19 protein-coding genes are annotated in these 21,037 nt (G+C 71.8%); 6 read left to right on the top strand and 13 right to left on the bottom strand.

Features of this window, described 5'->3' with window-relative positions:
• Positions 1 to 98: 98 nt before the first annotated feature.
• From IEZ11_RS31615 to IEZ11_RS31600, 4 genes are read right to left on the bottom strand one after another with little or no spacing between them, the layout of a single operon-like run.
• Positions 99 to 3,167: an alpha-mannosidase gene (locus tag IEZ11_RS31615; protein WP_189266364.1), complete on the bottom strand. Its 3,069-nt coding sequence runs from the start codon at positions 3,165 to 3,167 to the stop codon at positions 99 to 101.
• A gap of 49 nt (positions 3,168 to 3,216) precedes the next feature.
• Entirely contained in the window at positions 3,217 to 4,113 is an 897-nt protein-coding gene (locus IEZ11_RS31610) for a carbohydrate ABC transporter permease (protein WP_189266363.1), read from the bottom strand.
• Positions 4,113 to 5,030 carry a carbohydrate ABC transporter permease gene (locus tag IEZ11_RS31605; protein ID WP_189266519.1) on the bottom strand — a complete coding sequence of 306 codons (918 nt, stop codon included), beginning with the start codon at positions 5,028 to 5,030 and terminating at the stop codon, positions 4,113 to 4,115. The genes IEZ11_RS31610 and IEZ11_RS31605 overlap by 1 nt, the downstream gene beginning before the upstream one ends.
• 5 nt (positions 5,031 to 5,035) lie before the next feature.
• On the bottom strand, positions 5,036 to 6,412 hold the full coding sequence (locus IEZ11_RS31600; protein ID WP_189266362.1) for an extracellular solute-binding protein: 1,377 nt from the start codon (positions 6,410 to 6,412) through the stop codon (positions 5,036 to 5,038).
• A 425-nt stretch (positions 6,413 to 6,837) separates the two neighbouring features.
• Between IEZ11_RS31600 and IEZ11_RS31595 the strand changes: the two genes are divergently transcribed.
• Together IEZ11_RS31595 and IEZ11_RS31590 are read left to right on the top strand one after the other, a co-directional pair.
• Positions 6,838 to 8,076 (top strand): ROK family transcriptional regulator, encoded by a 1,239-nt coding sequence (locus IEZ11_RS31595; protein WP_189266518.1) that lies wholly within the window; start codon positions 6,838 to 6,840, stop codon positions 8,074 to 8,076.
• Between the two features lie 147 nt (positions 8,077 to 8,223).
• Entirely contained in the window at positions 8,224 to 8,997 is a 774-nt protein-coding gene (locus tag IEZ11_RS31590) for a DUF4253 domain-containing protein (protein ID WP_189266361.1), read from the top strand.
• Between the two features lie 144 nt (positions 8,998 to 9,141).
• Here IEZ11_RS31590 and IEZ11_RS31585 read toward each other — a convergent pair whose 3' ends face one another.
• A complete protein-coding gene (locus tag IEZ11_RS31585; protein ID WP_189266360.1) occupies positions 9,142 to 10,347 on the bottom strand; it encodes an aminotransferase-like domain-containing protein in 1,206 nt (401 codons plus the stop codon).
• Positions 10,348 to 10,636: 289 nt separating this feature from the next.
• Here IEZ11_RS31585 and IEZ11_RS31580 point away from each other — a divergent pair, with 289 nt between their 5' ends.
• Positions 10,637 to 10,831, top strand: a complete 195-nt coding sequence (locus IEZ11_RS31580; protein ID WP_189266359.1) for a hypothetical protein — start codon at positions 10,637 to 10,639, stop codon at positions 10,829 to 10,831.
• On the opposite strand, the gene IEZ11_RS31575 is transcribed toward IEZ11_RS31580, so the two are convergent.
• The 3 genes from IEZ11_RS31575 to IEZ11_RS31565 all read right to left on the bottom strand — a co-directional run bounded on the left by IEZ11_RS31575 (position 10,804) and on the right by IEZ11_RS31565 (position 13,275).
• Positions 10,804 to 11,706, bottom strand: coding sequence for an SAM-dependent methyltransferase (locus tag IEZ11_RS31575; RefSeq protein ID WP_189266358.1), 903 nt, complete (start codon positions 11,704 to 11,706; stop codon positions 10,804 to 10,806). The genes IEZ11_RS31580 and IEZ11_RS31575 overlap by 28 nt on opposite strands.
• Positions 11,707 to 11,822: 116 nt before the next feature.
• Entirely contained in the window at positions 11,823 to 12,815 is a 993-nt protein-coding gene (gene hemB, locus IEZ11_RS31570) for a porphobilinogen synthase (RefSeq protein ID WP_189266357.1), read from the bottom strand.
• Between the two features lie 94 nt (positions 12,816 to 12,909).
• A complete protein-coding gene (locus tag IEZ11_RS31565) occupies positions 12,910 to 13,275 on the bottom strand; it encodes a hypothetical protein (RefSeq protein ID WP_189266356.1) in 366 nt (121 codons plus the stop codon).
• Between the two features lie 163 nt (positions 13,276 to 13,438).
• Here IEZ11_RS31565 and IEZ11_RS31560 point away from each other — a divergent pair, with 163 nt between their 5' ends.
• The 3 genes from IEZ11_RS31560 to IEZ11_RS31550 are packed head-to-tail and all read left to right on the top strand — an operon-like array spanning position 13,439 to position 15,011.
• On the top strand, positions 13,439 to 13,789 hold the full coding sequence (locus tag IEZ11_RS31560; protein WP_189266355.1) for a hypothetical protein: 351 nt from the start codon (positions 13,439 to 13,441) through the stop codon (positions 13,787 to 13,789).
• Positions 13,786 to 14,580, top strand: coding sequence for a DUF4388 domain-containing protein (locus tag IEZ11_RS31555; RefSeq protein ID WP_189266354.1), 795 nt, complete (start codon positions 13,786 to 13,788; stop codon positions 14,578 to 14,580). The genes IEZ11_RS31560 and IEZ11_RS31555 overlap by 4 nt, the downstream gene beginning before the upstream one ends.
• Positions 14,581 to 14,639: 59 nt before the next feature.
• Positions 14,640 to 15,011, top strand: coding sequence for a roadblock/LC7 domain-containing protein (locus IEZ11_RS31550; RefSeq protein WP_189266353.1), 372 nt, complete (start codon positions 14,640 to 14,642; stop codon positions 15,009 to 15,011).
• Positions 15,012 to 15,106: 95 nt separating this feature from the next.
• Here the strand turns inward: IEZ11_RS31550 and IEZ11_RS31545 are convergent, their stop codons facing one another.
• The 5 genes from IEZ11_RS31545 to IEZ11_RS31525 all read right to left on the bottom strand — a co-directional run bounded on the left by IEZ11_RS31545 (position 15,107) and on the right by IEZ11_RS31525 (position 20,888).
• On the bottom strand, positions 15,107 to 15,700 hold the full coding sequence (locus IEZ11_RS31545; protein WP_189266352.1) for a YdeI/OmpD-associated family protein: 594 nt from the start codon (positions 15,698 to 15,700) through the stop codon (positions 15,107 to 15,109).
• Positions 15,701 to 15,776: 76 nt separating this feature from the next.
• Positions 15,777 to 17,480: a bifunctional uroporphyrinogen-III C-methyltransferase/uroporphyrinogen-III synthase gene (locus IEZ11_RS31540; protein ID WP_189266351.1), complete on the bottom strand. Its 1,704-nt coding sequence runs from the start codon at positions 17,478 to 17,480 to the stop codon at positions 15,777 to 15,779.
• Entirely contained in the window at positions 17,477 to 18,436 is a 960-nt protein-coding gene (hemC, locus tag IEZ11_RS31535) for a hydroxymethylbilane synthase (RefSeq protein WP_189266350.1), read from the bottom strand. Before hemC ends, IEZ11_RS31540 begins: the two co-directional genes overlap by 4 nt.
• Positions 18,433 to 20,136: a glutamyl-tRNA reductase gene (locus IEZ11_RS31530; RefSeq protein ID WP_189266349.1), complete on the bottom strand. Its 1,704-nt coding sequence runs from the start codon at positions 20,134 to 20,136 to the stop codon at positions 18,433 to 18,435. The genes hemC and IEZ11_RS31530 overlap by 4 nt, the downstream gene beginning before the upstream one ends.
• The gene (locus IEZ11_RS31525) at positions 20,133 to 20,888 is read right to left on the bottom strand and encodes a redox-sensing transcriptional repressor Rex (protein ID WP_189266348.1); all 756 of its coding nucleotides are present in this window, start codon (positions 20,886 to 20,888) and stop codon (positions 20,133 to 20,135) included. Before IEZ11_RS31525 ends, IEZ11_RS31530 begins: the two co-directional genes overlap by 4 nt.
• Positions 20,889 to 21,037: the final 149 nt, after the last annotated feature.

The raw sequence follows: 21,037 nt of genomic DNA, 5'->3' as shown, positions 1-21,037 counted from the left end.
TCCTGGGACGTCACCCGCTCTGACCTGCGCCGACACCGTCCCACGGGACGAAGCGGCGGGACGGCCGCACCGCGTCGCCAGGTATCCGGGCGCGGTGGCTACGCCTCCTCGGCGCGCCGCAGCCGCACCGTCAGGATCTGGTACGGCCGCAGGCTCAGCCGTATCTCTCCCGCCTCCGTCACCGCGCAGCTCGCCGGGTCCTCCAGCGGGCGTTCCAGGAGGTCGGTCACCGTCACCGAGTCCAGGGCGAAGCCCGGGGTCAGGGTGGCCCTGGCGCGCACCCCGTGCGCCTCGTAGAGGCGGACGACGATGTCGCCGCTGCGGTCGTCGGCGAGTTTGACCGTCTCGATGACGACACCCTCGTTGTCGACCGCGATCAGGGGCTCGACCGGGCCGCTGCCGGGCAGGACGCGCTCGGGCAGGTTGAGGTGGTAGCCCTCGCGGACGGCGTCGTGGAGGTCGGCGCCGACGACGAGGGCGTAGCGCAGCCGGTGGGTGCCCTGGTCCTGGTCGGGGTCGGGGAAGCGGGCCGCGCGCAGCAGGGAGAGGCGGACCGTGGTGGTCGTGCCGCCGTCGGGCCGGACGTCCCGGGTGATGTCGTGGCCGTAGGTGGAGTCGTTGACCAGGGCGGCGCCCCAGTCGGGTTCGCCGACGTGCAGGAAGCGGTGGGCGCAGACCTCGAACTTGGCGGCGTCCCAGCTGGTGTTGGTGTGGGTGGGGCGGTCGACGTGGCCGAAGGGGATCTCGGCGCTGGAGTGCGCGGCCCGCAGGTCCAGCGGGAAGGCGGCCTTGAGCAGCTTCTCCCGTTCGTGCCAGTCGACGACCGTGTCCACGAGCAGCCGTCGGGTGCCCGGCGGCAGGGTCAGCGTCTGTTCGACACGGGAGTCGCCGAACGTGCGGACCACCCGTACGCCACCGCCCGGGAGGGCCGTCACCGACTCCGCCGCCGTCAGGTCGCGGACGTTGTTGCGATAGAAGGCGTCGATGTCCCAGGCGTCCCACTGGTTGGGGAAGTCCTGGTGCAGCTGGAGCAGGTTGCCCCGGGTGCCGGGGGCGAGGGCCTCGCGGCCGGCGGCGATGTCGTAGGCGGAGGCGACCAGTCCGTCGGTGTCGACGACGATCCGGACCACGCCGTTGTCGAGGACGAGGCCGTCGGGGTGCGGAAGGGCGGGGGTGTCCTCGGTCGCCGTCGTACGCGGGGCGGCTCCCATGGCCGGGGCCCCGGCGCGGGCGTGCGGGGCCGCGTTGAAGACGAGCGGGGTGTCCGAGCCGGCACCGGCCAGGGCCCGCTGGGCCGCGCCGACGATGTCCTCCAGTTCCCTCGCCACGGCGGCGTACGTCTCCTCCGCCTCCCGGTGCACCCAGGCGATGGAGGTGCCGGGCAGGATGTCGTGGAACTGGTGCAGCAGGACGGTCTTCCACAGCCGGTCGAGCGCCTCGTACGGGTACGGGTGGCCGTCCCGGACGGCCGCCGTCGCCGCCCACAACTCGGCCTCGTGCAGCAGGTGTTCGCTGCGCCGGTTGCCCTGTTTGGTGGCGAGCTGGCTGGTCAGGGTGCCGCGGTGGAACTCCAGGTACAGCTCCCCGGACCAGACGGGGGCGCCGCCGGCCTCCGCGTACTCCTGTTCCGCGCGGGCGAAGAAGTCGGCCGGGCCCTCGATCTCGACGCGGGCCGAGCCCTCCAGGTCGGCGAGCCGGGCGGCGCGGGCCAGCATCTCGCGGGTGGGGCCGCCGCCGCCGTCGCCGTAGCCGAACGGGACGAGGGAGCTGTTGACGGCGCCCTTGTCCTGGAAGTTCCGTACGCTGTGGGCGACTTCGGCGCCGGACAGTTCGCCGTTGTAGGAGTCGACGGGCGGGAAGTGGCTGAAGATCCGGGTGCCGTCGATACCCTCCCACCAGAAGGTGTGGTGCGGGAACTTGTTGGTGGTGTTCCAGGAGATCTTCTGGGTGAGGAACCAGCGGACCCCTGCGAGCTTCATCAGCTGCGGGAGCGCCGCGTTGTAGCCGAAGGTGTCCGGCAGCCACATCTCCTCGGTCTCGACGCCGAACTCCTCCAGGTAGAACCGCTTGCCGTGGACGAACTGCCGGACCAGGGCCTCGCCGCCGGAGATGTTGGTGTCGGGTTCGACCCAGAGGCTGCCGGTGGGCAGGAACTGCCCGGCCTTGGCCTTCTCCTGGGCGCGTGCGTACACCTCGGGCCGGTGCTCCTTGAGCCAGGCGAGCTGCTGCGCCTGGGACATCACGAACTTGAACTCCGGGTGGTCGTCCATGAGTTGCGTGACGTTGGAGACGGTGCGGGCCACCTTGCGGACGGTCTCGCGCAGCGGCCACAGCCAGGCGGTGTCGATGTGGGCGTGGCCGACGGCGGAGATGCGGTGGGCGCTGGCGTTGGCGGGCGCGGCGAGCGCGGGGGCCAGTGCCGCGCGGGCGGCGGCGGCCGTACCGGAGACGTCCTGGAGGTCGACGGCGTCCAGGGCCCGGTCGACCGCGCGCAGGATCTGCCAGCGGCGCGGGCTGTCGGGGGAGAGTTCGCGCATCAGCTGGCCGAGGACTTCGAGGTCCTGGACGAGTTCGTACACCGGCCGGTCGACGACGGCCAGGTCGAGGCGGCGCAGCCGGTACAGGGGTTCGCCGGGGTCGGCTGCCGGGTCGCCGAGCCAGGGGGCACGGCCGCCGACGGAGGTGGGGCCGAAGCTGAGTTCGCCGGGCGCGGTGTGCATCACGACGGGGTTGGCGGCGGCCTCGATGTGGACGGTGAACTCCTCGCCGCCCACGGCCGATTCGGTCACCGGGAGCCAGGTGTTGCGCGGGTTGAGGGCCTTGATGGCGGTGCCGTCGGCACGGTAGACGAGCCCCTCGGCGGAGAACCCGGCGGAGTGGGTGGCGAACCCGAGGTCGAGCACGGCCTCGACGGGCAGCCCGGCCCACTCGGCGGGCACGGTACCGCTGACCCTGAACCAGCTGGTCGTCCAGGCGGGGCCCCAGCGGTCGCCGGTCCGCGCCGGCCGGTACGGGGCGTCGAGCCCCTCGGACACGGGGACGGGTTCGCCGGACACGTCCCAGACCTCGACCTGGAGGGGGACCGACCGGGCGTGCACGGCGGGCCGGATGCGCTGCTCCAGCACCCGGTCCAGTCGCTGCTCGGTGACTTCACGGTCGTTGTGCATGGGTTTCTTTCTCCGTGGGGGTGGGGGGTTCCAGGGGGCTTTCGGGGCTTCAGCCCTTGAGCGCGCCGCCGAGTGCGAAGCCGCCGCCGAGCTTGCGCGACAGGATGAGGTAGAGCATCACGACTGGCAGCGAGTAGATGATCGAGAACGCCGACAACTGCCCGTACTGCGTCTGGTCGTGCGCGCTGAGGAACGTGAACACGCTGACGGACGCGGGGAGTTTCTCCGGCGACAGCAGCAGGATGAAGGGGACGAAGAAGTTCCCCCACATGCCGATGAAGGTGAAGATGGTGACGACCACGACACCCGGGCGCATCAGCGGCAGCACCACCCGCCACAGCACCGTCATCGCCCCGGCGCCGTCGATGCGGGCGGCCTCCTCCAGGACGAGCGGTACCCCGTCCATGAAGCTCTTCATCAGCCAGATCCCGAACGGCAGCGCGGACGCGGCCAGGAACAGGGTCGTACCGGGCATCGAGTCGATCAGGTTGACCTGCACGAACATGCTGTAGACGGGGATCATCACGGCGGTGATGGGCAGCCCGGTGGAGAACAGGATGGTGTACAGGAACGGCCGCCGCAGCCGGGACCGGTACCGCGAGAGCGGATACGCGGCCAGGATGGACACGACCACGGTGACGAGCGTGGCGAAGCCGCACAGCAGCAGGCTGTTGAGCATCGGCCGGTAGGTGGTGTCGACGTTGAGGACCGCGTCGAAGTTGTCCAGCGTCAGCGCGTCGGGCAGGGCGAGCCGGAAGCTGTTGAGGTTGCTGACGGAGGCGACCAGCATCCACAGCAGCGGCAGGACGTAGACCAGCGAGACGGCGAGCAGCAGGACGTTGACGACCGCTCTGCCGGGCCGGGGGCGGCGGCGCCGGAGGGTCCGGGGTGCGGCCGTGACCGGGGTGGTACCGGTCTTCGGCGTGGTGGTGGCGGCGACGGCCATCAGTCGTCCTCCAGTTTGAGCAGCCGGATGTACACGGCGGAGAACAGGGCGCCGACCAGCAGCAGCACCAGCGCGATCGCCGTGCCGTAGCCGATGAGGCTGTTCTGGAAGGCCTGCTGGTACATGAAGACGGGCAGGGTCTGGCTCTTGTTGCCGGGGCCGCCCCGGGTCATGGTGTAGACCAGGCCGAAGACCGACAGGGTCTGGAGCGTGATCAGCATCAGGTTGGTGAGGATCGAGCGGCGGATGACGGGCAGGGTGACCCGGAAGAACCGCTGCCAGGGGCCGGCGCCGTCCATCTCGGCGGCCTCCGTGAGTTCCTGGGGCACGTCGTTGAGGGCGGCGGAGAACACCATCATGGAGAAGGCGGTACCGCGCCAGACGTTGGCGAGGCAGACCGCGAGGATCGGCAGGGTGTAGAGCCAGTTCTGCTGCGGCAGGTGCAGGGCCGACAGGATCGAGTTCAGTGAGCCCTGGCTGTAGAAGAAGGCGTACATCAGGTAGCCGGCGACGACTTCGGGCAGCACCCAGGCGGCGATGACGACCCCGTTGACGATCGAGCGGACCGGTTTGGCCGCCTTCTCCATGAGGACGGCGAGCGCGAGGCCCAGCGTGTTCTGTCCGACGACGGCCGATCCGACGACGAACACCAGGGTGAGCCATACGGCGTTGAGGAAGTCGGCGTCGTGGAAGGCGCGGGTGAAGTTGGCGAAGCCGGTGAAGTGGGTGCCGGAGGCGCCGGTGAGCTGCATGTCGGTGAACGCGTAGTACACGCAGTACCCGATCGGCCCGGCCAGGAACACGGCCAGCAGCAGCACCGACGGCAGCAGCGGCAGCCCGCGCAGCAGGCTCTGGGCGGCGGGGGGCACCCCCCGGGACCGGCGGTCGCCGTCGGTCCCGGGGGGTGCGGTGGTCAGCGTGCTCACGAGGTGCCCTTGACCGTCTTGTCGTCGCCGACAGCGGACTTGACATCGTTGTCGAACGTGGCTGCCGCCTTGTCGACGGAGGCCTGTCCGGTGGTCACCGATTCCATGGCCTTCTGGATGGCGGTGGAGACCTGGTTGTAGGCGGGCAGGCCGGGACGGTAGTGGGTGTCGGCGACCAGCCCGGTGAAGAACTTGTTGGTGGGGACCGCGTTGAGGTAGGTCGGGTCGCTCGCGACGTCGGTGCGGGTGGCGATGGTCGCGTTGAGGGCGTTCCACTGGGCGGAGTTGGTCTTGGTCTGGACGGACTCCAGGAACTTCCAGGCGAGGTCGGGGTTGCCGGCCTTGGCCGGTATGGACCAGGCCCAGCCGCCGGACATGCTGGTCGAGCCGGGCGCCTGGCCGTTCTGGGTCGGCATGGCCGCCTCACCCATCACGGACTCCCAGTCCTTCCACGGCTTGGCGCTGGAGGAGCTCCAGTTGTTGGGCATCCAGGAGCCGTCGATGTCCATGGCGAGCTTGCCGGCGGGGATCAGTTCGGTGCCGACGGTGGTGCCGAAGTTGGCGCCGAGGGCGTCGGAGACGGACGGGCCGAGCTTCTCGCTGTAGACGGTGTGGACGAAGTCCAGGGCGTCCTTGAAGCCCTTGCTGCCGACGACCCACTTCTTCTGGCTCGCGTCGTACAGGGACTTGTCGCCGGCCGGGGTGCCGTAGAGCAGCATCTCGAAGCCCTGCATGGAGGACGCCTCGCCGCCGGCGGTGCCGGTGTAGAGGTTGAGCGGGGTGACACCGGACAGCTCGGACTTGATCTTCCGGGCGGCGGTCAGCACGTCGGCCCAGGTCTTGGGCTGCCAGGGCACGGAGATACCGGCCTTGGTGAAGAGCTGCTTGTTGTACCAGATGCCGCGGGTGTCGGTGTTGTCCGGGACGCCGTAGACCTTGTTGTCGGAGGCGCCGGTGACGGCGGTCTTGGCGGCGGCCGCGTACTGGGACCAGTCGGACCACTTGGCCGTGTAGGCGTCCAGCGGCTTGAGGTAGCCGCCGGCTATGTCGGAGTTGATGAGGGCGGTGTCCTCGTAGACCAGGTCGGGGGCGGTCGCAGGGGACCGCATCATGAGCTGGATCTTCGTGTAGTAGTCGTTCTCGGAGGCGGTGACCGGGACGAGGTTGACCTTGGTGCCCGGGTTGGCCTTGGTGAACTCCTTCACCATCGAGGCCAGGAAGTTCGCCTGGAGCTTGCTGGTGCTGTCCAGGTTCTGCCAGTACACGACCTTGATCGACTTGCTCGAACTCCCCGAGGAGCCCGAGCTGCAGCCGCTTGCGGCGAGAGCGGTGGCGGCAGTGACGGCCGCGGCGGTGATGAGTTTCGAACGCACGTGGTCCCTCCGGAAACGCGAAACCTAGGGAAGCCGCCAGGCATACGGGTCGCGACGACTCCTGCCGGGAGGGCGTCCCCTTGCGCCACCCCGCGCGACCCGACCGTCTTTCGGCCAGGTTCTGTGGGCGGTAGCTAAATCCAATGGATGGATGAAGTCAATGCTTCCGACGTGTAAAGTCCCTGCCAGACAGCGGTACATGAGTATCGGAAGGCGATCTGAACCAGTGAGATTCGAGCTGGTGGCGGCGACTTCCATCCCTGATCGACATTTTTTCCAGCCACTTCCACGCATCTCAAACGTGGTACCCGTCACATGACGGTCATGGCGGAGACGAAAACCCGGCGCGGGTTCCGGCCCGCGGCAGGCAGCATGGTGCGGCGCCCGACCGGCGCCCTGACGGCAGCGGAGGCGGCACGGTGACGATGCTCGGCGGGACCAATCTCCCCCGGGTCGGCGGCTACAACCAGGCCGTCGTCCTGGACGCCATCCGCACCCGCGGCCCGGTCAGCCGCGTCGAGCTGGCCGCGCTCACCGGCCTGACCAACCAGACCGTCTCCAACGTCGTGCGCAAACTGCTCGACGCCGGCCTGGTCACCGAGACCGGCCAGGCCCCCTCCAGCGGCGGCAAGCGGCGCACCCTGCTCTCCCCGCGCCCCGACGGCGCCTACGCGATCGGCGTCCACCTGGACCCCGACTCGGCGGTGATCGTCGTGGTGAACCTGGCCGGCGAGGTGATCACCGGCCGCCGCCAGCGCCTGGTCGCCCCCGAGGACCCGGAACAGGTCGTCGACCGCGTCTCCCGCGCGGCCCTGCGCCTGTTCGCCCGCTCCGGGGTGGACCCGGCCCGGCTGCTCGGCCTCGGTATCGCCGCCCCGGGACCGCTCGACGGCGCCCAGGGGGCCGTGGTCTCACCGCCGAACCTCCCCGGCTGGGGCAGGGTCCCCCTGGTGCGGATGTTCGAGACGGCCACGAACCTCCCCGTCGCCCTGGACAACGACGCCACCGCCGCCGCGATAGGCGAGCGCTGGATCGGCGGCGAGGCCCGCGCGGGCAGCTTCCTCTTCGTCTACCTCGGCACCGGCATCGGCGCCGGGGTCGTCCTCAACAACACCGTCCTGCACGGTGATTCGGGCAACGCCGGGGAATTCGCCCACATGCCGGTCGAGCCCGGCGACCGCCGCTGCCCGTGCGGCGGCACGGACTGCCTGGGCCCCTACTGCTCCCCCGCCGCGATCATCGACGACCTGCTGCGCCGGTACGGCCCCGAAGCGGCCGCCCGCATCGGCCTCACCGGCACACCCGAGACCCTCCACGACGACTGGAAGGCCCTGCGCGGCGCCGTCCGCGCCGACGACCCCGACGCGGTGGACGTCGTACGCCGGGCCGCCCGCCGCATCGGCCAGGCCGCCCGGGGCGCCGCCAGCCTCCTCGACGTCGACCGCATCGTCCTCGGCGGCGAGGCGCTGCGCGGTATCGAACCCGTCCTCCTCGCGGAGATCGAGGCCGCCGTCAACCGCACGGCGGTGGCCCGCGCGCTGCGCCCGATCAGCGTCGAACAGAGCGTCATCGGCGCCACCGTGGGCGCGGTGGGCGCGGCGTCCCTGATCCTGCACGGAAACTACGCCCCGGGCTGGCGGATGCTGACGGAACCGGCGGGCTGAGCACCGCCGCCGGTGCCCCGGCACCGCCCGCTCCCCGTCCCGCCCCGCCCTCGCTCTCCAGGTCGCCCGGCCGCTCGCGCCGTGTTCGCCTCCCGCTTCAGGCGGGCGCGTCCGTCGTTGTCAGTGGGCGCCCTTACAGTCACTGGCATGGCGACTCTTCCCAACCCGCTGCCCAAGCTGGCGACCGACCCGAGCGGCCGGTCCCTGGGGCTTCAACTCCCGCCCGGGGCACTGCTCGACGACACGCTCGACGGCCCGTGGCACGAGCCGTTGCTGTGGTACGCCGGACAGCCCGCCGGGCCCGGGACCTGGACCGCGCTCGGCACGCCGGCCGCCCGAGCGGGGCTGCTGCCGGTGCTCATCGACGTGTCCGAGGTCGACGACTGGGAGCTCGCCCCCGGTGAGACGTCCTACCCGGGGGACCACGACGCCGACGAGGTGCTGGAGGAGTACTGGGAGGAGGAGCTGTCGGAGGGCGAGGAGTGGCCGGGGCTGGCCGCCGCCCCGGTGCTGGTCGCCGACCCCGACACGCGGGCCGCCGATGTCGCCGACGCGCTCAGCCAGGGCCGGCCCTGGCTGAAGGAGCCGCACCTGGCGCTGGTGTCGGCCCGGCGCAGCGCGGACATACCCGCGGCCATCGGCTGGAGCGGCCCGGTGAACTACGAGGAGGACGTGGCCCGGCTGTGCGCGGTGCTGCGCTCCTGGGAGGACCGCTTCGGCGCCCGTCTGGTGGCGCTCGGCTTCGACCACCTCGCCGTCTCGGTCGCCGCCCCGCCCGCCGACCTCGACGAGGCGGAGGCGGTCGCCGCTGAACACCTCGCGTTCTGCCCGTACGCCGTGCTGCCCGGCACCGACGACACCCTCGCGTCGTACGCCGGGCAGCTGGTCGGCGAGCGGCTGTGGCACTTCTGGTGGGACTGAGCTGACCGACCGGGCTGGGTTCGGCAGCGCCCCGAAGGGGTGCTGGGGGTACCCCCGGCCGAAGGCTGGGGGAGGAACTGCGCGACCAGCCACGGCGGCGCCGCGGTCGGCATCCGACCTGCCACGGCTTCTCCGGCGGAGCGCTCAGCCGCCCAGCCCCTCGGACAGCCTCGCCAGCCCCTCCCCGATCTCCTCCGGCGTCTGCGTCACGAAGCACAGCCGCAGGGTCGAGCGGTCGGGGTCGGCGGCGTAGAAGGGCTCGCCGGGGACGTAGGCGACGTGGTGGTCCACCACGCGGCGGAGCAGCGCGGTGGTGTCGTACGACGACGGGAGCCGGGCCCAGAGGAACATGCCGCCCTCGGGCCGGTTCCAGGTGGAGCCGGCCGGAAGGGCGTCGGCGAGCCCCGCGAGCATGGCGTCCCGGCGTTCGCCGTACACCGCGCGGACCTTGGCGACATGGACGTCGAGCACGTCCAGGTAGCGGGCGGCGGCGAGCTGGTTGAGGGTCGGGGTGTGCAGGTCGGCCGCCTGTTTGGCGACCGTGCAGGCGCGGCGCAGCCCGTCGGGGGCGCGGAGCCAGCCGAGCCGCAGGCCGGGGGCCATGACCTTGGAGAGGGAGCCGAGCAGGACCACCCGGTCCTCGGCTCCGGGGAAGGACGCGATCCAGGGGACCTGGTCGCCGTCGTAGCGCAGGTCGCCGTAGGGGTCGTCCTCGACGATCCACAGGCCGTGCCGGGCGGCGGCCGTGGCGAGGGCGGCGCGGCGGGCGGCGGGCATGGTGCGGCCGGTGGGGTTCTGGAAGGTCGGGACGAGGTAGAGGAGTTTGGGCCGCTCGGCGCGGACGAGTGCCTCCAGGGCGGCCGGGTCCACCCCGTCCTCGTCGCCGGGCACGGCCAGCACCCGCGCCCCGGCCAGCCCGAACACCTGAAGTGCCGCCAGATAGCAGGGGCTTTCGACGAGGATCGTGTCCCCGGGGTCGATCAGGGCGCTCGCGATGAGGGAGAGCGCCTGCTGGGAGCCGGTGGTGACGAGGAGGTCGTCCGCCGCGGTGGGCAGGCCCCGCGCGGCGAGGCGGGCCGCCAGCCGCCGCCGCAGCGCCGGCTCGCCCTCGGTCGTCGAGTACTGCAACGCCCGCTCCGGCGCCTCCTCCAGGACCGCCCGGAAGGCGGCGGCGATGCCCTCCCGGTCGAACAGTTCGGGGGCCGGCAGCCCGCCCGCGAAGTTGATCACCTCGGGGCGGGCGGTCACCGCGAGGATCTCCCGCACGGGTGACCCGCCGACGGCGCGGGCGCGGGCCGCGAGCGGCGGCAACGGGGCGGGGGCAGAGGCGGGGGCGGGGGTGACGGTCATCGACGGCTCCTTGGGCTGATCCTCGTCCTGGCCGGAGCGTAGAGAGGTACGTGCCGCCTACACCCGTAATTCCACGATCCGGACGGCGCCGGGGCCCGGGTCCCAGCCGTCCCGTACCGCCGTCCCATGGGACGGGATCCGCGCAGGCCACAGGGGTGGACCGGGACCGGGCGTCCCGAATCCCCGGTCAGGTCTGGTGGTCCGGACGGCCCGGCCCACAGGCTGAGGGCACCTCAGGAACACCGCCCCCGCCCCTCCATCGCGCCGAGATCGTCAAGGGAGCCCTCGTATGTCCGTCACGCACCGCACCCCGGCCGCCGGCCGCCGCCGTCGTCTCCTGGCGGCGGCCGCCCTGGCCCTGGTCGCCGCGACCGCGCTCGGCGGCTGCCGGGACGGCGAGGGCGTACGCGACGAGGGCCCCTCGGCCGCCGGCCTCCGGCCCGCCGCCGGCCCGGCTCAGGCCTTGGTGCCGACGCCCGCGTAGACGTTGATGTCGGCGTCGGTGACGTCGTTGATATCGGCGTAGCGGACCTTCTCGATGTCGTCGAGGGTCTCCAGCAGGGCGGCGTCGGGCAGCTCGGGGACGGGGGCCGCGTGGTCGTAGCGCCAGTGGTGGACGGGGACCACACCCGGCTCGGCCAGGTCCAGGGAGGCCTCCGTGAAGAACCGCTCGACCTCGGCGCGGGTGCGCAGCACGAAGGTGAAGCCGCGCTCGGTGTAGGTCCGCTGGACCGCCCGGATGTTCTCCGGGTTGAGGTCCTCGGTGAGGTGGCTGAGCACCAGACGGCTGCCGGAGGGCAGCACCTCGACGAGCTCGCGCACGATCGGGTAGGCCTCCTCGTCCTCCATGAAGTGCAGGAGGGCGACCAGGCACAGGGCGATCGGCTGGTCGAAGTCCAGGGTCTTCGAGGCCTGTTCGAGGATCTGTGCCGGGTTCTTGAAGTCGGCGTCGATGTAGTCGGTCCGGCCCTCGGGTCCGCTGGTGAGCAGGGCGCGGGCGTGGGCGAGGACGACCGGGTCGTTGTCGACGTAGACGACCCGGGAGTCGGGGGAGATCCGCTGGGCGATCTGGTGGACGTTCTCCGCGGTGGGCAGGCCGGTGCCGATGTCGAGGAACTGGCGGATGCCGTCCTCCTCGGCCAGCGTGCGCACGGCGCGGCGCAGGAAGTCGCGGTTGTGCCGTACGTCGAGGTAGCCGCGCGGGTTGGCGGCGAGCGCGGCGGCCGCGGCGGCCCGGTCGACGGGGTAGTTGTCCTTGCCGCCGAGGAAGACGTCGTAGACCCGGGCCGGGTGTGCCCTGGAGGTGTCGATCCTTCTTCTCAGCTCGGCGGGGTCCTGGCTGAGGGTGTCATCGGACATGAACGTCTCCCGGATGGTCGGCGAAGGACGGATTCCGTCAACAACCCAACGCCGCCCGCGAATTGAAAGTGCCCCCGGCCGGATCCCACCGGCAGGGGGCATGGACTTCCCGTCGCTCAGTCCAGCATCCGGGCGGCCTCGACCGCCCAGTAGGTGAGGATGTTCTGCGCGCCGGCCCGCTTGATGCCGGTCAGCGTCTCCAGAACGGCCCGGTCGCGGTCGATCCAGCCCTTCTCGGCGGCGGCCTCGACCATCGAGTACTCGCCGGAGATCTGGTAGGCGGCGACCGGCACGTCCACGGCGTCGGCGACCCGCGCGAGGATGTCGAGGTAGGGCCCGGCCGGCTTGACCATCACCATGTCGGCGCCCTCCTCCAGGTCGAGGGCCAGTTCGCGCAGCGACTCCCGCGCGTTGGCGGAGTCCTGCTGGTAGGTCCTGCGATCGCCCTTGAGCGAGGACCCGACGGCCTCCCGGAAAGGGCCGTAGAAGGCGGAGGCGTACTTCGCGGTGTAGGCGAGGATCGCGACGTCCTCACGCCCGATCTGGTCGAGCGCGTCGCGGACGACGCCGATCTGCCCGTCCATCATCCCGCTGGGCCCGACGACATGGGCGCCGGCGTCGGCCTGCACCTGGGCCATCTCGGCGTACCGCTCCAGGGTGGCGTCGTTGTCCACGCGCCCCTCGGCGTCGAGCACCCCGCAGTGCCCGTGGTCGGTCGTCTCGTCGAGACACAGGTCGGACATCACCAGCAGTTCGTCGCCGACCTCGGCCCGCACGTCGCGCAGCGCGACCTGGAGGATCCCGTCGGGGTCCGTGCCGGGCGTGCCGAGGGCGTCCTTCTTGCTCTCCTCCGGCACCCCGAACAGCATGATCCCGGAGATGCCCGCCTCGACGGCCTCCGCGGCCGCCTTCTTCAGGCTGTCCCGGGTGTGCTGGACGACACCGGGCATGGCGGCGATCGGCACGGGCTCGGTCACGCCTTCGCGGACGAACGCCGGGAGGATGAAGTCCGCGGGGTGCAGCCGGGTCTCGGCGACCATGCGCCGCATGACGGGGGTGGTGCGCAGCCGCCGCGGCCGCGTGCCGGGGAAGGAGCCGTACGTCGTCATGCCCTCTACGCTACGCCCGTCACCGCAGCGCGCTTACCGACTGGGCGTCGGCGCCCCGGCCCGCGCACGGCCGGGGCGTCAGGGCGTCCGCGGGTCAGACCTCCAGCTCGCTCTCGACCTTCCGGAGGCTGTGCCGGGCCAGCGCGAGGTTGCTGCGGCTGCGGTCCAGGGCGAGGTAGAGGAAGAGCGAGCCGCCCGCGCTGGTCAGGGGCCGTATCAGGTGGTACTGGCCGCCGAGCGTGATCAGGATGTCCTCGATCTCGTCGTCGAGGCCGATGGACTTCAGCGTGCGCTGCTTGGCACGGACCACCTCGGTGTTCCCGGCCGCCGCCAGCTCCAGGTCCAGGTGCGGTCCGCCGCCCAGCACGCCGAGCGACATGCCGCTTTCGTAGTCGACCAGGGCGGCGCCGAGGGCCCCGTCGATGCTCATGGCTTCCTTGAGCGCTGTCTCGATGTTCACGCTGGTGCCCTCGATTTCCTTACGTGGGTGCACTTGGACGCAAGCAGTCCGACGGAGGTTGCTTCCTGACCCCCTCCGAGTCCTAATAAGTCTCATCTTTGGCCAGTGTTGCAACACTTGGCAATAAAGTACTGTGCGACCGAGGGGTCAGGAGGGGGAACTCATGGCTTTGCTCGACACCGTGCTGAGCACTGTCGGAAAAACGTCCGGCGTCACCGCCGCCGCTCTGCTGGACGGCGTGACGGGCCTCTCCTATGCCGAGTACGGCGCACCGGAACCGGCACAGGACGCCCAGGAGATCGCCCACCTGGCGGTCATGCACCTCAACCGGGCCGGGTTCACGGGAGAGTTGGAGAGCATCGTCGTCACCACCGCCGCCCACCACCACGTGACGACACGTGTCGACCGGCAGGGCGATCCGCTCCTGCTGTTCGCCCTGGTGGACCGGGACCGCACGAACATCACGTGGGCGCTGCGCGACCTGGCCGAGCACACGGACCGACTGCTCTCATGAGCCAGGAGACACCGGCCGCCCGCAACATCCCGGCCCTGCTGGCCGCCCTGCACGCCGAGAAGCGCTCCGGCGCCGTACTGGTCTCCGGCACCCCGGGCGGTGTCATCCATGTCCGCGACGGCATGGTCGTCGGCATGGAGACCCCCGGCGCCCCCGGCGTCGAGGTCCTCCTCCTCAAGTCGCACCGGATCACCGAGGACGACTGGACGGCCGCCCGCGCCACCGGCACCGACCCGGCCCGGCTGGGCCTGGAACTGGTCGCCCAGGGTCTGCTGGGCGCCAGGGAACTCGAGGTCATCGGCCAGGCCGCACTCTTCGACGCGGCCTTCGCGCTGGCCCTGACCAGCCCGGACGGCTGGGAGATGACCGCTCCCCGCCCGCTGCTGGACACCGGCGCCGCCATACCGCCCGACCGTCTGGTCACCGAGAACACCCGCCGTATCCGCCTGTTGTCGAACGAGCGCGGCGCCACCGCCCGCTTCGCCCGCGACCGCCCGGATCCGGCCCCGGCCGCCCGCGACCCGCAGCGGACCGCCCGGCTCTCGCCCCGCCACCGGACCCTCCTGACCGCCGCCGACGGCCGCAGGACGCCCCGGGACATCGCGTTCACCCTGGGCCGCGGCCTGTTCGCCGTGATGCTGGACCTACGCGACCTGCTGGCCCTGGGCCTCCTCCAGTCCCCGTCCGTCACCCTCGCCGGCCGCCCCAGCACGGCCCCGCGCACCCCGCTCTCTGCCTCCACGGCAACACCGCAGCCCTCAGCGACCCCACTCCCCCGCCGCAAGCCCTAGCCCCGGGGAGGCCGATCGCCTCCGCACCGCCGAGCACGACAGCACAGGAAGAGGCCACCATGAACGATCCCGTGCAGGACATCCTCGTCTCATTGCGCGACCGGGTGATGGGCGTCTCCGAGACCGTCCTGGCCACCGTCGACGGCCTGGTGGTGGCCGCCGACGCCGACAAGACCCACCCCGAGTCCATGGCCGCCCTGGCCGCCGCCGCCATCTCCCTCGGCCACCGCCTGGCCGACCAGGCCACCACCGGCACGCTCCGCCAGCTGACCGCCCAGTGCAGCGCGGGCCACGTCATAGTGACGGCGGTGGGCAACCGCGCCCTGCTGGCCGTGGTCACCGACGAGGGTGTGGACGGCCTGGCCTTCGACCGCGAGATCCCCACGGTCGTCGACGACCTGAAGAAGATCCTGGCCCAGGACACCGCGTAGGCGCCTCGGCGGGAGCCCGGGGCACCGGTACGCCCAGGGCCGGGCCGAGGCCCCGTGACACAGATCCGCCGACCGTGAACGAGGCCGCTCCGTGACTACGGATGCAGCTTCTCGCCCTTCGCCAGCATCGCCACGTACTTCTCTATCCGGCGCGCCCGGGTCTCGGCCCTCTTCGCGTCCTGGATCCGGTACAGGATCGCGTAGCGGTTCTGCCTGTCCAACGTCTCGAAGAACTCCGCCGCGGCCGGGAGGGCTGCCAGGGCCGCCACGAGATCGTCAGGTGCCGTGGCTGTCCTCGTGCCGTCGTAGGCCGCCTCCCAGCGGCCGTCCGCCTTGGCGCGGTCGACCTCGGCCTGTCCTTGTGGACGCATCCGGCCCTGCTCCGTCAATGCGGCCACCTTGGCCCGGTTGACCTTGGACCACCTGCTGCTCGGCTTGCGCGGGGTGAACCGCTGGAGCCACCACTGGTCGTCGAGCCTGGCCTTCTGGCTGTCGATCCAGCCGTAGCAGAGCGCCACGTCGAGCGCCTGGGCGTAGTCCAGCGCGACGATTCCGGGGCCCTTCTTCCGAAGCCTGAGCCAGATGCCGGGCGAGACGGCGTGGTTCTCGCCGAGCCATGCCTCGAACGCCTCGGTGGATTCGAACGCAACGATCTCCAGGTCCACAGTCACCCCAGCAGCGAACCACATCCGGCCGACGCGGGCGGGTGCGCCGGGAAACAGGGCGGCGGGGTGTCCCGGTCCAGGACACCCCGCCGCACCTCACTCAGGTCGTACGCCGCCGCCGCGCCCCCGGGCGCCGCTCGCTCGGCCGGGTCACCGGGTCCCCGGCCTCCAGCGCGCTCGCGCGCCTGCGCAGGCCGAACTCGGCCAGCGCCTCCGCCAGTTTGCCCGCGGACGGCTCCGGAGCCATCACGTCCACCCGCAGCCCGTGCTCCTCGGCCGTCTTGGCCGTGGCGGGGCCGATACAGGCGATCACCGTCACGTTGTGCGGCTTCCCGGCGATACCCACCAGGTTCCGCACGGTGGACGACGAGGTGAAGAGAACGGCGTCGAATCCGCCGCCCTTGATCGCCTCCCGGGTCTCGGCCGGCGGCGGCGACGCGCGCACGGTCCGGTAGGCCGTGACGTCGTCCACCTCCCAGCCCAGCTCGATCAGCCCGGCGACCAGGGTCTCCGTGGCGATGTCGGCACGCGGCAGGAAGACGCGGTCGATCGGGTCGAAGACCGGGTCGTAGGGCGGCCAGTCCTCCAGCAGACCCGCGGCCGACTGCTCGCCGCTCGGCACCAGGTCCGGCTTGACGCCGAAGGCGACCAGCGCCTTCGCGGTCTGCTCGCCGACCGCCGCGACCTTGATGCCCGCGAAGGCGCGCGCGTCGAGGCCGTACTCCTCGAACTTCTCCCGGACCGCCTTGACGGCGTTGACCGAGGTGAAGGCGATCCACTCGTACCGGCCGGTGACGAGCCCCTTCACGGCCCGCTCCATCTGCTGGGGCGTGCGCGGCGGCTCGACGGCGATCGTCGGCACCTCGTGCGGCACGGCCCCGTACGACCGCAGCTGGTCGGAGAGGGTCGCCGCCTGCTCCTTCGTACGCGGCACGAGCACCTTCCAGCCGAACAGCGGCTTGGACTCGAACCACGACAACTGGTCGCGCTGGGCGGCGGCGGACCGCTCACCGACCACGGCTATCACCGGTCGGCCGCCGTCCGGCGAGGGCAGCACCTTCGCGTGCTTCAGCGTCTGCGCGATGGTGCCGAGGGTGGCGGTCCAGGTCCGCTGCCGGGTCGTCGTACCGGCGACGGTGACCGTCAGCGGGGTGTCCGGCTTGCGGCCGGCGGCGACCAGCTCACCGGCGGCCCCGGCCACCGAGTCGAGCGTCGTCGACACGACGACCGTGCCGTCGGAGGCGCCGACCTCGGTCCAGCAGCGGTCCGAGGCGGTACGGGCGTCCACGAAGCGGACGTCCGTACCCTGCGCGTCCCGCAGCGGGACACCGGCGTACGCCGGCACCCCGACCGCGGCCGCGACACCCGGCACGACCTCGAAGGGCACACCCGCGGCGACGCAGGCGAGCATTTCCTCGGTCGCGTACGTATCAAGTCCCGGGTCCCCGGACACCGCACGGACGACCCGCCTGCCACCCCGCGCGGCCTCCATGACAAGATGAGCCGCATCCCGCACGGGCGGGAGGGAAGCGGTCGTTGACGCGCCGTCAACAACCGTGAGTTGAGGCGTGCCTGTGCCCTGATACGGGTCCGACGACGGATCCGGATACGTGGGCACGACGGAGACGCCCTGCCTGGCGTGGGCCCTGATCACGTCGAGCACCTCGTGCTCGGCGACCAGGACGTCCGCGCTGGACAGTGCCTCCACGGCACGCAAGGTCAGCAGTCCCGGATCCCCGGGTCCGGCACCCAGGAAGGTGACGTGCCCGTGATCGAGGCCGGCGGGAAGGTTGGTGGGGCTCACTGTGCTCGCTCCCCCATCAGACCGGCCGCGCCCTGGGCAAGCATCTCGGCGGCGAGTTCGCGACCGAGCGCCGTCGCCTGGTCGTATGTCTCGGGCACGGGACCGGTGGTGGACATCTGCACCATCCGGGTGCCGTCGGTCGTGCCGACAACTCCCCGCAGGCGCATTTCCTTGACAATCTGCCCGTCGGCCAGCAAGTCGGCCAGCGCGCCCACAGGGGCGGAGCAGCCGGCTTCCAGGGCGGCGAGCAGTGAACGCTCGGCGGTCACGGCGACCCGCGTGAACGGGTCGTCGAGTTCCCCGAGCAGGGCGACGAGCTCCGCGTGGTGTGCGGCGCACTCGATCGCCAGTGCCCCCTGGCCGGGGGCGGGCAGAACCGTGTCGACCGACAGGAAGTCGGTCACCTCGTCGATGCGGCCGATGCGGCTCAGGCCGGCCGCGGCCAGCACCACGGCATCGAGCTCGCCGTCGTGCACGTATCCGATCCGGGTGTCGACGTTCCCCCGGATCGGCACGGTCTCGATGTCCAGGCCGTGCGCGCGTGCGTACGCGTTCAGCTGCGCGGTCCGGCGCGGCGAACCGGTGCCGATGCGCGCCCCGCGCGGCAGGTCGGTGAACTTCAGCGCGTCCCGGGCGACGACCACGTCCCGCGGGTCCTCGCGCACCGGTACGGCGGCCAGCACCAGGTCGGCGGGCTGGGTGGTCGGGAGGTCCTTCAGCGAGTGAACCGCGAAGTCGACCTCGCCGCGCAGCAGCGCGTCCCGCAGGGCGGTCACGAAGACACCCGTGCCGCCTATCTGTGCGAGGTGCTCGCGGGAGGTGTCGCCGTAGGTGGTGATCTCCACCAGCTCGACGGGCCGCCCGGTCACCCGGCTCACGGCTTCCGCCACCTGCCCGGACTGGGCCAGGGCGAGTCTGGATCGCCTGGTCCCCAGTCTCAGTGGATTGTCACTCATGCCGGTCGGTCCTTCTTGTCTGTGCTGTCCACGGCCCGGGAGACGGCGGCAACCGTCTCCGGGTCGAGGTCGAACAGGGTCCGCAGCGCGTCCGCGTACCCGGCGCCGCCGGGCTCGGCCGCCAACTGCTTGACCCGTACGGTCGGCGCGTGCAGCAGCTTGTCGACGACCCGGTGGACGGCCTGCCGGATCTCCCCGCGCTGGCGTTCGTCCAGGCCGGGCAGGCGTCCGTCGAGCCGGGCGATCTCACCCGCGACGACATCGGCGGCCATCGTGCGCAGGGCCACCACGGTGGGCGTGATGTGCGCCGCCCGCTGGGCCGCGCCGAAGGCGGCCACCTCGTCCGAGACGATCCGGCGCACCTGGTCCACGTCGGCCGCCATCGGGGCGTCCGCGGACGCCTCCGCCAGCGACTCGATGTCCACCAGCCGCACCCCGGCCAGCCGGTGCGCGGCCGCGTCGATGTCACGGGGCATGGCGAGGTCGAGGAGGAAGAGCGCGGGGGCGGGCCGGGCGAATCCGGCGACCGGCTCCGGTCTGCGCCGCTCCGGGATCCGGCCGCCCCGGGCGGCGGCCGCGGCCAGCGCCCCGATCAGCTCGGCCTCGGCCTCGGCCGCCGCCTCGGGGGTACGACGGCCGGTCTCCCGGATGTCGACGGTCCCGTTGTCCACCCAGGCCGCGTGCTGTTCCAGCTCGGCGGCGGCCATCCCGGCGACGGCGGCCTCCCCCATCACGGAGAAGCCGCTCTGCTCGGCGGTGAGGTCGAGCGGGCAGTTCTCGTCGGTGCCGGGACCGGTGGCCGGCCTCGGCACGAGCTGCGCGGGACGGTCGTCCTCGATCCCGGCGACGGGTTCGCCGACGCGCCCCTCGACCGCGGCCGCGACCGCGTCGGCACCGAGGACCAGCCCGGTCGCCCCGGTGCAGGACACCACGACGTCGGCACGTGTCAGCTCGCCCGGCACCGCATCCATCGGTACCGCGCGGGCCGCCACGTCCGTGTCGTCGTTCTCGGTGATGATCTGGGCGAGCCGCTCCGCACGGTCGTACGTGCGGTTGGCGACGACGATCTCCGCGACCCCCGCCCGCGCCAGCGTCGCGGCGGCCAGCGAGGACATCGATCCGGCGCCAATGACCAGCGCCTTCTTCCCCTCGGCCCAGGCCTGGACATCGCCACCGGCGGTCAGCTGTTCCAGCCCGAAGGTGACCAGGGACTGTCCGGCCCGGTCGATCCCGGTCTCGGAGTGGGCGCGCTTGCCGACCCGCAGGCCCTGCTGGAACAGGTCGTTCATCAGCCGGCCGGCGCTGTGCAGCTCCTGCGCGCGGGCGAGGGCGTCCTTGAGCTGCGCGAGGATCTGCCCCTCGCCGACGACCATCGAGTCGAGCCCGCAGGCCACCGAGAACAGGTGGTGGACGGCCCGGTCCTCGTAGTGCACGTAGAGATAGGGGGTGAGCTCGTCCAGCCCCACCCCGCTGTGCTGGGCGAGCAGCGTGGACAGCTCGGCGACCCCGGCGTGGAACTTGTCCACGTCGGCGTAGAGCTCGATGCGGTTGCAGGTGGCGAGTACCGCGGCCTCGGTGGCCGGCTCGGCGGCGACCGTGTCCTGGACCAGCTTGACCTGGGCGTCCGTGCTGAGTGCGGCCCTTTCCAGGACGCTGACCGGGGCGCTGCGGTGGCTCAGCCCGACGACGAGGAGACTCATGCCGGCATCACGGCGGGTACGTCCCCGTCGGGCCCCTGCTCGCTGGAGTCCTGGTGCGCGGCGACGGGCGGGGCCGTGCCCTCGTGCTCCTCGCCGGCCTTGCGCTGCTCGTGGAAGGCGAGGATCTGGAGCTCGATGGAGAGGTCGACCTTGCGCACGTCGACGCCGTCCGGGACGGACAGCACGGTCGGCGCGAAGTTCAGGATGGAGGTGACCCCGGCGGCCACCAGCCGGTCGCAGACCTGCTGGGCGACGCCCGGCGGGGTGGTGATCACGCCGATGGAGACGCCGTTGTCGGAGATGATCTTCTCCAGGTCGTCGCTGTGCTGCACGGCGATCCCGGCGACCTGGCGCCCGGTCATCGCCGGATCGGCGTCGATGAGCGCCGCGACCCGGAAGCCCCGGGAGGCGAACCCGCCGTAGTTGGCGAGCGCGGCGCCCAGGTTTCCGATACCGACGATCACGACCGGCCAGTCCTGGGTCAGGCCCAGTTCACGGGAGATCTGGTAGACGAGGTACTCGACGTCGTAGCCGACACCGCGCGTTCCGTACGAACCCAGGTACGAGAAGTCCTTGCGCAGCTTCGCGGAGTTGACCCCCGCGGCCGCGGCCAGCTCCTCGGAGGAGACCGTGGGGACCGAGCGCTCCGACAGTGCGGTCAGAGCGCGGAGGTACAGCGGAAGCCGGGCGACGGTGGCCTCGGGGATACCTCGGCTGCGGGTCGCCGGTCGGTGAGTTCGGCCAGTTGCCACGGTGCTCCAACGGGTTGAGCGGGGCTGCGGACGGTCACACGTACCCAGACCGCCCCGTCGACAGCAGGCTATGTCTTTGTGAACGCGTGCACAAAGATGGTGTCCGATTTGCCCGGCCAACGTGACCGGGGTCACGCGCCCCCGGCGCA

Origin of the sequence: Streptomyces fuscichromogenes, from assembly GCF_014645815.1 — a bacterium.
Taxonomy (GTDB): domain Bacteria; phylum Actinomycetota; class Actinomycetes; order Streptomycetales; family Streptomycetaceae; genus Streptomyces; species Streptomyces fuscichromogenes.
Note: the sequence above shows the minus strand (reverse complement) of the source record. Positions and strands in the feature narration are given on the sequence as shown.